The sequence below is a fragment of the Anaerotignum faecicola genome, assembly GCF_003865035.1.
Lineage (GTDB): Bacteria > Bacillota > Clostridia > Lachnospirales > Anaerotignaceae > Anaerotignum_A > Anaerotignum_A faecicola.
The window spans coordinates 66,764-79,642 of the sequence record NZ_BHVZ01000002.1 but is presented as its reverse complement, the minus strand read 5'-3'; the positions used below and the strand labels follow the sequence as shown (position 1 = coordinate 79,642).

Below are 12,879 nucleotides of genomic sequence, written 5' to 3'. Positions count from 1 at the left end.
AAATGAAATGAAGGAAGCTGTAATGAAATGGGTGTTCATGGCTGCTGCGGCAGTATCCATTCTCGCAGTTGGATTGATTTGTATATTCCTGTTTGCCAATGGCGTGCCTGCCATTGGCAAAATTGGTGTAGCGGATTTTCTTCTGGGGAAAACATGGAAGCCCGGAAATAATATATATGGCATCTTCCCAATGATTGTCGGCAGTGTGTATGTCACCGCAGGGGCAATTATCGTGGGTGTGCCGCTTGGCATTCTCTGTGCGGTTTTTCTGGTGTGGTTCTGCCCGAAGCGGCTGTATAAAATCATCAAGCCTGCGGTAGAGCTTCTGGCAGGGATTCCCTCCATCGTCTATGGCTTTTTTGGTCTGATGGTGCTTGTGCCCATCATGCAGAGCCTCTTTGGCGGGGGCGGCAAGGGGATTCTGACCGCATCCATTCTGCTGGGGATTATGATTCTGCCGACCATCATCGGTGTTTCGGAAAGCAATATCCGCGCCGTTCCCATGAGCTATTACGAAGGCTCCTTGGGGCTGGGGGCAACGCATGAAAGAAGCGTATTCTTCGCTGTGCTGCCTGCGGCAAAGCAGGGGATTCTGGCAGGGGTTGTACTTGGCATCGGGCGTGCCGTCGGGGAAACCATGGCGGTTGTCATGATTGCAGGGAACCAGCCTATTCTGCCCGACAGCATTTTCAGCGGTGTCCGCACCATGACGGCGAATATCGTTATGGAAATGGGCTATGCAACGGATTTGCACAGAGAAGCTCTGCTTGGTACGGCAGTGGTGCTGTTCGTATTCATCCTGATTATCAATCTGAGCTTCTCGTTCTTGAAAAGGAGGGCTGACTGATGCAGGCAATCAATCAACAAAGCAGGAGAGAAAGGCTGGCTGCCTATCGCAGAAATCCGTTTTCGCTTTTTCTGGCGGCGCTGGTAACGCTTTCTGCGGTGATTACACTGGCAGTGCTGGTTTCTCTGATTATCTATATTTTATATAAGGGGATTCCGAATTTAAAGCCATCCCTGTTTGCATGGAAGTATAATACCGAAAATGTTTCCATGATGCCCGCGATTATCAATACCCTGAGCATTACGGCAATGACGCTGCTGTTCTCGGTGCCTGCCGGTATCTTCGCCGCGATTTATCTGGTGGAATATGCAAAGCGCGGCAATAAATTTGTTTCCGTTGTCCGCATGACAACAGAAACGCTTGCAGGGATTCCCTCTATCGTGTTTGGTCTGTTCGGGTATCTGTTTTTTAATATTTATCTGAAATGGGGCTACTCCATTCTGGGCGGCGCGCTGACGCTTTCCATCATGGTGCTGCCGCTGATTTTAAGAACAACGGAGGAGGCACTCCGTTCCGTTTCGGATACCTACCGCGAGGGCAGCTTCGGGCTTGGCGCAGGAAAGCTGAGAACCGTATTTCGTATTGTGCTGCCCTCCGCAGTGCCGGGGATTCTGGCAGGGGTCATTCTTGCCATCGGGCGTATCGTCGGAGAAACGGCGGCCTTGCTCTATCCCGCAGGCACAGCACCGCAGGTGGCAGATGGGCTGTTTTCCTCGGGGCGCACGCTGGCGGTACACATGTATGCCCTCCTGAATGAAGGGCTTTATACGGAGCAGGCGTATGCCACAGCAGTTGTGCTGCTGGTTCTGGTGGTCTGCATCAACGCATTGTCCTCCTTTGTTGCAAAGAAAGCCGGTGTGAAAGAGAAATGACGGAAGTGAAAAGAGAAATGAAAGAAAAGGAAAAAAGTATGAATCAGACAAAGCTATCTGTATCCAATCTGGATTTATATTATGGTAATTTTCATGCGCTGAAAAACATCAATCTGGAGCTGCCGGAAAAGGAAATTACGGCATTCATCGGGCCCTCCGGCTGCGGCAAATCCACTCTGCTCAAGAGCCTGAACCGTATGAATGATTTGATTGAGGGCTGCCGCATCACAGGGCAGGTGCTTCTGGACGGCGAGGATATCTATAAGGGCATGGATGTGAATTTGCTGCGGCGCAGAGTCGGCATGGTGTTCCAGAAGCCGAACCCGTTTCCGATGAGCATTTATGATAACATTGCCTATGGGCCGAGAACGCATGGCATCCGTTCCAAGGTAAAGCTGGATGAGATTGTGGAAAAGGCACTGCGCGATGCCGCCATCTGGGATGAAGTGAAGGACAGACTGAAAAAGAACGCCCTCGGCATGAGCGGCGGGCAGCAGCAGCGGCTTTGCATTGCCAGAGCCTTGGCGGTGCAGCCGGAGGTGCTTCTGATGGATGAGCCGACCTCCGCCCTTGACCCTATTTCCACCTCTCGTATTGAGGAGCTGGCATTGAAGCTGAAGGAGGATTATACCATTATTATGGTAACGCATAATATGCAGCAGGCAACCCGTATTTCGGATAACACCGCTTTCTTCCTGCTGGGCGAGGTTGTGGAGTATGACAATACGGAGCAGCTGTTCTCCATCCCGAGAGACAAGAGAACAGAGGATTACATTACGGGGAGGTTTGGTTAAGCTATGGTACGCAGTCGTTTTGATGCTCAGCTGGAGCAATTAAATGTAGAGCTGATTAAAATGGGGGCATTATGCGAGGAAGCAATTACGGCTTCTGTTTCTGCCCTGATGAAATATGACCGCACGGTGGTGCAGATGGTCTTTGAAAAGGATAACGAGATTGACCACATGGAGCGTGATATTGAAACCTTCTGCATGCGTCTGCTTTTGCAGCAGCAGCCGGTAGCAAGGGATTTGCGGACGATTTCCTCCGCCTTGAAAATGATTTCCGATATGGAGCGTATCGGTGATCAGGCAGGGGATATTGCGGAAATCATGCTAACGCTCGGCGCACAGGATACGCAGAGCAAGCTGCATATTCAGGAAATGGCACGCGCAACGGTAAAGATGGTAACGGATGCAGTGGAATCCTTTGTGAAAAAGGACTTGACACTGGCGCGTTCTGTTATGCAGTATGATGATGTGGTGGATGGTCTGTTTGATAAGGTGAAGGAGGAGCTGATTCGGCTGATTCTCGAAAATCGGGAAAACGGCGAATTCTGCATTGACCTTCTGATGATTGCAAAATATCTGGAAAGAATCGGTGACCATGCAACAAATATTGCAGAGTGGGTAGAATTCTCCATCACGGGGCAGCATGTTATCGCGGAGGAGGAACGTGCATGATTACCTATGAGGAAATACGAAAAAATGAGGACATCCGCACCTATATCCAAAGTGCGGATGAAGCCCTTGCGGCGCTTGGCTTTACGGAACATTCCTTTGCGCATGTGACGAAGGTAGCGGAATCGGTGAAATATATTCTGGAAACGCTTGGGTTTTCCGCACATGCGGTGGAGCTGGGCATGATTGCGGCATATCTGCACGATATCGGCAATCTGGTCAACCGCGCGGAGCATTCGCAGAGCGGCGCAGTGATGGCGTTCCGTATTCTGGACAGGATGGATATGCCTGCGGCGGATATTGCGACGATTGTAGCCGCCATCGGCAACCATGATGAAGGGACGGGCGTACCCGTCAATGCCATTGCGGCAGCGCTGATTCTGGCGGATAAAAGCGACGTGCGCCGCAGCCGTGTGCGCAATCCTGAGAAAAAAACCTTTGACATCCATGACAGAGTCAATTACTCTGTAGAAAAGTCCCTTTTGAAAATCAACCGTGAGCATAGCCTGATTAAGCTGAAATTATCGGTTGATACGCATTATGGCTCTGTGATGGATTATTTTGAAATCTTTCTGGAACGAATGGTGCTGTGCCGTAAGGCGGCGGAAAAGCTGGGACTGCAATTTAAGCTGATGATTAACGAACAATCTTTGATTTGAGGTGGAGGAGATCCCATGCTGATTTATTTGGTAGAAGATGACAACAGTATCCGCGAGTTGGTGGCGTATACGCTGCACAGCGCGGGATTTGAGGCGGAAGGCTTTGAGAGACCTTCTGCTTTTTGGCGCGCCTGTGCCGAAAGACGACCGGATTTGGTTTTGCTTGACCTGATGCTGCCGGAGGAGGACGGCATCAGTATCTTGAAGAAATTGAGACAGGCACCGCAGACCGCAAGGCTGCCGATTTTGCTTCTGACGGCAAAAAGCAGTGAATATGATAAGGTGCTGGGACTGGACAGCGGCGCGGATGATTATGTGGCGAAGCCCTTCGGCATGATGGAGCTTCTGGCAAGGGTGAAGGCACTGCTGCGCCGCACGGAGCAGGCAGAGAGCGAGGAGGTCTACCGCCTTGGCACGCTTTCTGTGAATAAAACAAGGCACGAGGTATATGCGGCAGGGCAGGAGGTCACGCTGACGCTCAAGGAATTCGATTTGCTTTGTCTGCTTCTGGAAAACAAGGGACGCGTGCTGACGAGAGACCAGCTCTTAAACCGCATCTGGGGCTATGGCTTTGATGGAGAAAGCCGTACTGTGGATGTGCATATTCGTACTCTGCGGCAGAAGCTGGGGGAATGCGGCGAATATATCGAAACGGTGCGCGGTGTAGGCTATAAAGTAGGTGGAAATATATGACGAATCGCATTTTTCGGGCAATTTTTCTGGTGGCGGCGGCAGTTATGCTTGCCGTTTCCCTGCTGACTATGGGGATGATGTATCAGTTTTCCGCGGAGGAAACGACGGAAAAGCTGCAAAGAGAGACAGAATATATTGCCTGTGGCATTGAAACGGACGGCGTGCGGTATCTGGAGAAAATCAAGGACGCAGAAACGAGAATCACTTGGGTTGATGCAGATGGGACAGTGCTGTATGATTCCTCCGCGGATGCATCCGAAATGGAGAATCACGGCGACCGTGAGGAAATAAAGGAGGCCATGCAAAGCGGCGAGGGCAACAGCAAGCGCATTTCCGCAACGCTTTCCGGACAGACGCTTTACCATGCGGAACGGCTGACAGATGGGACGATTCTGCGGCTTTCCGTGGAAACGATGAGCGTGGTTGCGGTATTTCTGACGATGGCATTTCCGTTGGTGCTGATTCTGGCAATGATGATGGCGGTTTCCGTTTTTCTTGCCTTCCGCACGGCAAAAAATATCACAAGCCCCATCAATGAGATTGATTTGGAGCATCCCGAGCAGGCGGAGGTTTATGAGGAGCTGACCCCGCTTTTGCGGCGAATTGCCGTGCAGAATCGGGAAATTCACCGCCAGATGGCAGAGCTGAAGCGCAGAAAAGAGGAATTCGATACGATTACCTCGAATATGCAGGAGGGTCTGCTTGTGATGGATGGCGAGGGGGATATTCTTTCCTATAACGCCGCGGCGAAAACGCTTTTGGGCGTGGATGCCGTAACGGAGGGCGAAAATATTTTTTCTCTGAACCGCAGTGCTGCTGTGCGCCGCAGTGTGGAGGGCGCGCTGGCAGGGGCGCATCGAGAGGAGCGGCTGGAGGCAAACGGCAGAATCTGCCAGATTTTCGCAAACCCCGTTTTTCGGGAGGAGGAGGTTGCCGGCATGATTCTGGTGCTTCTGGATGCAACGGAAAAGGAGGAGCGCGAGCAGCTGCGGCGCGAATTTACCGCCAATGTTTCCCATGAGCTGAAAACACCGCTGACCTCGATTTCCGGCTTTGCGGAGATTATGAAAAACGGCATGGTGCCGCCTGCGGATATGGGAAAATTCGCAGAAAAGATTTATGACGAGGCGCAGCGGCTGATTGCGCTTGTGCAGGATATCATCAAGCTTTCCAAGCTGGACGAAAAGGACACGAGCCTCTGCGAGGAGGAGGTCGAACTGGATGCACTGGTGCAGGAGGCATGCGAACGCTTACAGCCTGCGGCGGAAAGGAAGCGCGTAACCCTTTCGGCGGAGACCGAACCGATTCTGTTTCGCGGCGTGAAACAGGTGCTTTCCGAAATGATATACAATCTCTGCGATAATGCCATTCGCTATAACAAGGAGGGCGGCGCGGTTTTTGTCACCCTGAAGCAGAAGGCGGACAGGATTTCCCTTACCGTAAGGGATACGGGCATCGGCATTGCGAAGGAGGAGCAGGGGCGGATTTTCGAGAGATTCTACCGTGTGGACGCAAGCCGCTCTGCGGAAAACGGCGGCACAGGCTTAGGGCTTTCTATTGTCAAACATGGTGCGGCACTGCATAACGGAAAAATTTTTATCGAGAGTGAAATCGGAAATGGGACAAGCATTGAGATTTCCCTGCCATATTCAATAAATTGAATATACGAAAAACATACTGAAAACCCCTTCTCTGTTTTCCTCAGGAGAGGGGTTTTTTTCGTGGAGTGAAAACGCATGGGGAGGGGGTTCTGTCTCCGGTGAAAAAATGGGCGAATTAGACAAAGTAACCGGCGTGCCGACCCATCGGAAAAGCATAAAAAACAGGGGAAAGGAGGTGGAAATCTTTGGTTGGTTTTCTGTATACATTATCTTGCATGCGAAATAAGGTTGTGCTAGAATGATAGCGAGAGTGAGAATATGAGGAGCAATTTTAGGGGAAATGAGCGTATGGTTCCGCATATCAGGGTACACCTTTTGGACGTGCGCTTTTGTTGGGTAGTATATTAGAAAAAAAGGTGAAGGTTATGAGCAAGTTTGAAAGTAATGTACAGTACATCAAATATCTGGTAAACAGGGAATGCGCGAGCCGCTTCTTCAATGGGGAGCTGGATAAGGAAATCAATATGGAAAAGGAGATTGCGGAAGCGATCATTCCGGGGCCAAAGGCATCCTTCCGCTGCTGTATTTATAAGGAGCGCCATATTATTGAGGACCGTGTGCGTCTGGTTCTGGAGCCGACAGAGGGCGACCGTGTAATCAACGTGCTGGATTCCGCCTGTGATGAATGTCCGATTGACCGTTTCGTGGTCAGCGATTCCTGCCGCGGCTGTCTGGGGCATAAATGTCAGGAGAATTGTCCGAGGCACGCCATTTCCATTGTAAACCACAGAGCATACATCAATCAGGAAATGTGTATCGAATGTGGACGCTGCAAGCAGGTCTGTCCCTTTGGTGCCATCAGTGAGGTCATGCGTCCGTGCATGCGTGCCTGCTCCGTCAATGCGGTCAAGATGGATGAAAACAGAAAAGCGATGATTGACCATGATAAATGTATTTCCTGCGGTGCCTGCGTGCAGCAGTGCCCCTTCGGTGCGATTGTGGATAAATCCTTTGTTATGAACGTGCTGAATCTTCTGCGCGATTCCTGGAACAACACAAGCTATCACGTTTATGCGGTGGTTGCGCCTGCGGTTGCCAGCCAGTATACAGGCATCAAGGTTGGGCAGGTGTTTGCCGGCATTAAGGAGCTTGGCTTCTATGATGTGGTTGAGGCGGCGATTGCCGGTGATATGGTTTCCGTTGAGGAAGCAAAGGAATTTGTGGAAACCATTGAGGAAAAGAAATGGAAAACAACCTCCTGCTGTCCTGCCTTTGTGGAATATGTGAGAAAAAATCACCCCGAATATATGGATCATGTGTCCACCGTGGTTTCTCCCATGATTGCCATGGCAAGAGCCATCCGCGCGAAGGATAGAAAGGCGCGTATCGTCTTTATCGGGCCCTGCACGGCGAAAAAGGTCGAAATCAAGCAGGATGACGTAAAGGGCGCAGTGGATTATGTGCTGACGTTTGAGGAGCTGCGTGCCATCCTTGACGCAAGAGGATTGGAGCTGGCGGAAATGCCGGAGATTACCGCAGGGGAGCCCTCCTCCTACGGACGGATTTTTGCAAGAACGGGCGGCGTGGCGGAAAGCGTGCGCCGTGTGGCAAAGCTGGAGGGCATTGAAACGGAAATCAACCCCATCCGCTGCAGCGGCATTGAGGAATGTATCAAAACCATGAAGCTGGCATCCTTCGGCAGATTGGAGGAAAACCTCATTGAAGGCATGGCGTGCAAGGGTGGCTGCACAAACGGCGCAGCGTCCATCTTTCATGACCAGAGAGGGATTCAGCGAGTGAATGATTTCAGCCGCCTTGCGCTGACGGATAACCCAATGGAAGGGATTCGCGGCTATGATATGGCAGGCGTGAATATGGAACGTGAATTTCCTGAGTTGGAAAAAATGAAGGAGGTTACCGCAGGCGAGAAAAAAGCCAAGAAGCAGGCGACCGCAAAAGCGAAAAAGGAAGCGATTGCGAAGGGCGAGATGGAATAACCCCTTTGTATACAGCATAAAAATAACCCCGAATTTCAAGCAGAACGCTTGGGTTCGGGGATTTTTTGCATAAAAGGAAAATAAAAAAGACCGAAGCGAAAACCTCGGTCTGAAATGAGTCATCCGGGACTCGAACCCGGGACACCTGGATTAAAAGTCCAGTGCTCTACCAACTGAGCTAATGACCCGCAACAGAAATTAGTATATCGCAGGAGACGGGTTTTGTCAACAGCTTTTTTGGGAAAAGCGGAAGTTTTTTTATTTGTGCAAATTCTGCGCGGCTTTGGGGCGTATTTTTTCCGAACCTTAAAGAAATCGTAAGAGAAAGCAGTTTTTTTTGTCGGAAAAACATGATATGCTATAAAAAATGTGTAAAGGAGGCATAGGAAATGGAAGAATTTAACATTCTGGTTTGTGATGATGACCACAGCATTGTGGATGCGATAGAAATATATCTGAAGCAGGACGGCTATCGTGTCATTAAGGCGTATAACGGCTTGGAGGCACTGAAGGCGTTGGAGGAAAACGAAATTCATCTGATTATACTGGATATTATGATGCCGCAGCTGGATGGGCTGCAAGCAACGGTGAAAATCAGGGAAATCTGCAATATTCCCATTTTGATGCTTTCCGCGAAATCCGAGGATACGGATAAGGTGCTGGGGCTGAATTTCGGCGCGGATGATTATATTACCAAGCCGTTCAACCCGTTGGAGCTTCTGGCGCGCGTGAAAAGCATGATGCGCCGCTATACCTCCTTGGGCAGCATTGCCGAGAAGAATAACGTGATTCGTATCGGGGATGTGGAGCTGGATAAGGACGCGAAGGAGGTGCGCGTAAATGGCAAGCTGGTGAAGATGACGGCGACGGAATATGGCATTTTGCAGCTGCTGATGGAAAACGCAGGGAAGGTATTTTCGATTGATGAGATTTACGAAAGGGTCTGGAATGAATCCTCCTTTTCGCCGGAAAATACCGTTTCCGTACATATTCGGCGGATTCGGGAGAAAATCGAAATTAACCCGAAGGAACCGAGATATCTGAAGGTGGTGTGGGGGATTGGCTACAAAATCGAAAAAATCTAAGCTGTATCGACTGAGATATAAGGGAGTTGCGGTGGTTCTGTTTTTCACCTTTGCGGTGTCGATTTTCTTCTGCGGCATTGTGGGCGTGAATATTTCCAGAAACTGGAGCTGGAATGTCATCAATGCGGATACGGTCTATGATACGGAGGAATTCCGCGAGGCTTTCAGCCGCACGCTTGACCGAGCGGTGCAGGCGGATATTTATTATCAGAATGAAGACCGCGTTTCCAAGGGCGCAGCGGTTGACCGCAATGACCTGCTGAACAGCTTCAAGCGCTATTACGGCATTATCGACGGCATGATTACAGCCAATACGGAAATCAATGCCGCCTATGACGGGCTGATTCTGCATGGAGAGATTCCCGCAAGCCTGCAAAGAAATCTGGAGGAATATCGGAATCTGGTGGAAAGCCGTCTGCCTGCCTATTATAAAATGTATATCCAAAGACAGCTGGATGAATATAAAAACTGCATCCGCTATCTGGAGGGGGTCAGAAACTTCCTATATTATGTAGAGGATGAAAACGGCAATGTTGTCGGCGGCAATGCCACGAAGGGCGAAATCAGTCAGGAGGCGCGCACGCTTGTGCTTTCCTCAGGCTTTAGCAGCGACCATCTGGGCGAAAATCCGTATTATTTTGATACCTACGAGAATCCTGTTCTGGAAAAGAGCAATTTCAAATTTTACGGCGCGATTCGCGACCCTCTGCTGCCGGGGGATGAATTTTACGACCTGTGGCAGGGCTTCGGCTTCGCAAAAAAGAGCATCCCGATTCTTTCCTGTGTTTCGGCGGTTTCCCTTCTGGGGATGCTGCTTTCCGTCATCTATCTGGTGCGGGTGACAGGGCAGACGGAGCGGCACGGCAAAATTCAGCTTGGCATAGTAGACCGGCTGTATAACGAGGTGCATTTCCTGCTGGTGGCACTTTTTGGCTGCATTGCGGGCTTTACGGCGCATACCCTTGTGGATACCATAAGGCAGGGAGCGGTGCTGTTCTGGAATTACGTTTTCGCGACCATTCTGGGCGTGCTCTATCTGGTGACGGCGGCAATTCTGCTGAATTATCTGCTTTCTGTTGCAAGGCAGCTGAAAAATAAAAGCTTTTTCCGCAATACATGGATTTCCGTTTCCATCCGCAGGATGAGCGAGCTTTTCACAGGCAGCACCTTCCGCGGCTGGATGGTGATTGTCATGCTCTGCTATGCGCTGGGCAACTGCGTCATCATGGGCGTAATGGTGATGGCACCGTATTACGGCTACGCGGAGCTGGCGGTTCTGGCAGGCGTGGGGCTTGTGTGCTTCAATGGGCTTTGCATGTACTGGTTTGTGCGCGCGCTGCGTTCCTTGAAGGAGATTATGATTTCCGTAAAGGAAAGCGCAAAGGGGAACTTTTCTTATCAATTAGATTTGAATAGGATTTCGCCCTCGTTCCTGAATTTTGCGGAGGATGTGGCGAATATTCAGGAGGGCTTCAAAAATGCCGTGGATGATGCCGTGAAGGGCGAGCGGATGAAGGCGGAGCTGATTACGAATGTTTCGCATGATTTGAAAACGCCGCTGACCTCCATCATTTCCTATGTGGAGCTTTTGAAGCACGAAGACCTGAAAAACGAGCGCGCGAAGGGCTTTATTGCCGTGCTGTATGAAAAATCCTACCGATTAAAGCACCTGATTGAGGATTTGATTGAGGCGAGCAAGGCTTCCAGTGGCAATCTGACCGTTGCAAAAATGCGCGTGGATTATAAGCAGCTGACCCTACAGGCGATGGGCGAGCTGGAGGATAAAACAAATGCGGCAGGGCTGACGTTTAAGCTCAGCTGTGACGAGCCTGTCTTTATTGATGCGGACGGCGGACACATGTGGCGGATACTGGAAAATCTGCTGTCCAATGTGATAAAATACGCCATGCGCAATTCCCGTATCTATGTGGATATTTTCAAAATGGACGGCTACGGCGTGCTGGTTATGAAAAACATTTCCGCAACGCCGATTGATTTTGACGAAACCAGACTGACGGAGCGCTTTGTGCGCGGCGATGCCTCCCGCACCACGGAGGGGAGCGGTCTGGGGCTTTCCATCACGCAGAGCCTTGCGGAAATACAGGGCGGCACCTTCGGGATTCAGGTGGATGGCGATTTATTCAAGGCAATCGTAAGTATTCCTCTGTGGGAGGAGGATGAGGAGGAGGAAAATGAGGTGGATACGCTGTGATTAACGCGTTTTATAAAAAATACCAGAAGCATTTTGATGTGAGCGAAAACAATTTTGCGCATTTCGTGATGTGGAGCTGCGGCGGCATCTGCATCGGCTTTGTGATTGGGCTGGTGGGGATTGCGTTCCACCTTGCACTGGAATGGGCAACGGAATTTCGCACTGCGCACCCAATGCTGCTCTGGCTGCTGCCCTTCGGCGGTCTGGCGATTGTGCTTGCCTACCGTCTGGCAGGACAGGAGAAGGACAGAGGAACGAATTTTATTCTGGTTGCGGTGCGTGCAAATGAAGCTGTGACGCTAAGAACTGCACCGCTGATTTTTTTCAGCACCGTTGTGACGCATCTTTTAGGCGGCTCGGCAGGCAGAGAGGGCGCGGCACTCCAGCTGGGCGGCAGCATTGCCTCCAGCTTCGGGCGAATGTTTCAGCTGAATGAGCGGGAGGGGCGCATCATGACGATGTGCGGCATGGCGGCAGGCTTTGCGGCGCTTTTCGGCACACCGCTGACCTCTGTCATCTTCGCGATGGAGGTTATCACCGTTGGGGTCATGCACTATTCCGCCATTGTGCCGTGCATCATTTCGGCACTCGTTGCGGCAGGGCTTTCGCAGGCTGTCGGGATTGCGCCGACTACCTTTTCCATCGCACATATTCCGGCAGCGGTCGGCTTGGAAAACTGCTTTCGGGCGGCGGTGCTTGGCGTGCTCTGCGCGATACTGAGTGTGCTGTTCTGCATTGTGATGGAGCATATCGGGGGTGCATATCGCAGGATATTCAAAAATCCCTTTGTGCGTGTGTTTTGCGGCGGCTGCATCGTCATTGCGGCAACCTATCTTGTCGGGTGCAGGGATTACAACGGCGCAGGCATGAATATCATCACGCAGGCATTGCAGGGGGATGCGAAGGCGGAGGCATTCCTGCTCAAGATTCTTTTTACCGCGCTGACCTTAGGCGCAGGCTTTAAGGGCGGCGAAATTGTGCCCTCCTTCTTCATCGGGGCAACCTTCGGCTGTGTGGCAGGGCCATTGCTTGGGCTTTCCGCGCCGTTTGCGGCTTCGCTCGGCATGGCGGCGGTATTTTGCGGCGTAACGAATTGCCCGCTTGCGTCCATCATGCTCTGCATTGAGGTGTTCGGCTTTCATGGAATGGCATATTATGCACTCTGCTGTGCGGTCAGCTACATGCTTTCCGGCTATTACGGGCTGTATACCGAGCAGAAGATTATGTATTCCAAGGTAGAGCCGGAGTTTATCAATAAGAATGTGCATTAAAAGGGTGCATTGAATAAAAATGAATAAAATAATTTTATGCAGTATTTTATACATTTTTTTATATTGCATTTTGTGCTGCATCCTGCAAAAGCCGCAGACAGAAACGGTTGTTTCCCTTGAAAATATTGCGGTTCTGTATATATTTTATAAAAAGGGAAGAGAAAAAAATAATTTATTGTGAAAAA

General features: G+C 50.7%; 11 protein-coding genes and 1 tRNA gene. 11 read left to right on the top strand and 1 reads right to left on the bottom strand.

The genetic code is table 11. From position 1 onward, the window contains the following. Positions 1-7 precede the first annotated feature (7 nt). From pstC to EJE48_RS06115, 8 genes are all read left to right on the top strand, one after another. Positions 8-847 (top strand): phosphate ABC transporter permease subunit PstC, encoded by an 840-nt coding sequence (gene pstC, locus EJE48_RS06150; RefSeq protein ID WP_118579089.1) that lies wholly within the window; start codon positions 8-10, stop codon positions 845-847. Next, on the top strand, positions 847-1,719 hold the full coding sequence (pstA, locus tag EJE48_RS06145) for a phosphate ABC transporter permease PstA (RefSeq protein ID WP_118579086.1): 873 nt from the start codon (positions 847-849) through the stop codon (positions 1,717-1,719). Before pstC ends, pstA begins: the two co-directional genes overlap by 1 nt. A gap of 38 nt (positions 1,720-1,757) precedes the next feature. Beyond that, on the top strand, positions 1,758-2,513 hold the full coding sequence (gene pstB / locus EJE48_RS06140) for a phosphate ABC transporter ATP-binding protein PstB (protein WP_243107983.1): 756 nt from the start codon (positions 1,758-1,760) through the stop codon (positions 2,511-2,513). A 3-nt stretch (positions 2,514-2,516) separates the two neighbouring features. Beyond that, on the top strand, positions 2,517-3,179 hold the full coding sequence (gene phoU / locus EJE48_RS06135; RefSeq protein WP_118579080.1) for a phosphate signaling complex protein PhoU: 663 nt from the start codon (positions 2,517-2,519) through the stop codon (positions 3,177-3,179). Continuing rightward, on the top strand, positions 3,176-3,835 hold the full coding sequence (locus EJE48_RS06130) for an HD domain-containing protein (protein ID WP_016407925.1): 660 nt from the start codon (positions 3,176-3,178) through the stop codon (positions 3,833-3,835). The genes phoU and EJE48_RS06130 overlap by 4 nt, the downstream gene beginning before the upstream one ends. Before the next feature lie 18 nt (positions 3,836-3,853). Further along, entirely contained in the window at positions 3,854-4,528 is a 675-nt protein-coding gene (locus EJE48_RS06125; RefSeq protein WP_118580377.1) for a response regulator transcription factor, read from the top strand. Then, a complete protein-coding gene (locus EJE48_RS06120) occupies positions 4,525-6,189 on the top strand; it encodes a sensor histidine kinase (protein WP_118579077.1) in 1,665 nt (554 codons plus the stop codon). Before EJE48_RS06125 ends, EJE48_RS06120 begins: the two co-directional genes overlap by 4 nt. Positions 6,190-6,554: 365 nt before the next feature. Then, positions 6,555-8,126, top strand: coding sequence for a 4Fe-4S dicluster domain-containing protein (locus EJE48_RS06115; protein ID WP_118579074.1), 1,572 nt, complete (start codon positions 6,555-6,557; stop codon positions 8,124-8,126). 115 nt (positions 8,127-8,241) lie between these two features. Here the strand turns inward: EJE48_RS06115 and EJE48_RS06110 are convergent. Then, positions 8,242-8,314: transfer RNA gene (locus tag EJE48_RS06110), tRNA-Lys, on the bottom strand. A gap of 201 nt (positions 8,315-8,515) precedes the next feature. Between EJE48_RS06110 and EJE48_RS06105 the strand changes: the two genes are divergently transcribed. The 3 genes from EJE48_RS06105 to EJE48_RS06095 are packed head-to-tail and all read left to right on the top strand — an operon-like array spanning position 8,516 to position 12,694. After that, a complete protein-coding gene (locus tag EJE48_RS06105) occupies positions 8,516-9,211 on the top strand; it encodes a response regulator transcription factor (RefSeq protein WP_118579071.1) in 696 nt (231 codons plus the stop codon). Further along, on the top strand, positions 9,186-11,423 hold the full coding sequence (locus tag EJE48_RS06100; protein WP_124984404.1) for a sensor histidine kinase: 2,238 nt from the start codon (positions 9,186-9,188) through the stop codon (positions 11,421-11,423). The genes EJE48_RS06105 and EJE48_RS06100 overlap by 26 nt, the downstream gene beginning before the upstream one ends. Continuing rightward, positions 11,420-12,694 carry a chloride channel protein gene (locus EJE48_RS06095; protein ID WP_243107973.1) on the top strand — a complete coding sequence of 425 codons (1,275 nt, stop codon included), beginning with the start codon at positions 11,420-11,422 and terminating at the stop codon, positions 12,692-12,694. The genes EJE48_RS06100 and EJE48_RS06095 overlap by 4 nt, the downstream gene beginning before the upstream one ends. Positions 12,695-12,879 lie beyond the last annotated feature (185 nt).

Excerpts from the sequence above, each read along its gene's own strand:
- pstC (WP_118579089.1), top strand. The coding sequence starts at position 8 with ATGAAGGAAGCTGTAATGAAATGGGTGTTCATGGCTGCTGCGGCAGTA.
- pstA (WP_118579086.1), top strand. The coding sequence starts at position 847 with ATGCAGGCAATCAATCAACAAAGCAGGAGAGAAAGGCTGGCTGCCTAT.
- pstB (WP_243107983.1), top strand. The coding sequence starts at position 1,758 with ATGAATCAGACAAAGCTATCTGTATCCAATCTGGATTTATATTATGGT.
- phoU (WP_118579080.1), top strand. The coding sequence starts at position 2,517 with ATGGTACGCAGTCGTTTTGATGCTCAGCTGGAGCAATTAAATGTAGAG.
- EJE48_RS06130 (WP_016407925.1), top strand. The coding sequence starts at position 3,176 with ATGATTACCTATGAGGAAATACGAAAAAATGAGGACATCCGCACCTAT.
- EJE48_RS06120 (WP_118579077.1), top strand. The coding sequence starts at position 4,525 with ATGACGAATCGCATTTTTCGGGCAATTTTTCTGGTGGCGGCGGCAGTT.
- EJE48_RS06115 (WP_118579074.1), top strand. The coding sequence starts at position 6,555 with ATGAGCAAGTTTGAAAGTAATGTACAGTACATCAAATATCTGGTAAAC.
- EJE48_RS06105 (WP_118579071.1), top strand. The coding sequence starts at position 8,516 with ATGGAAGAATTTAACATTCTGGTTTGTGATGATGACCACAGCATTGTG.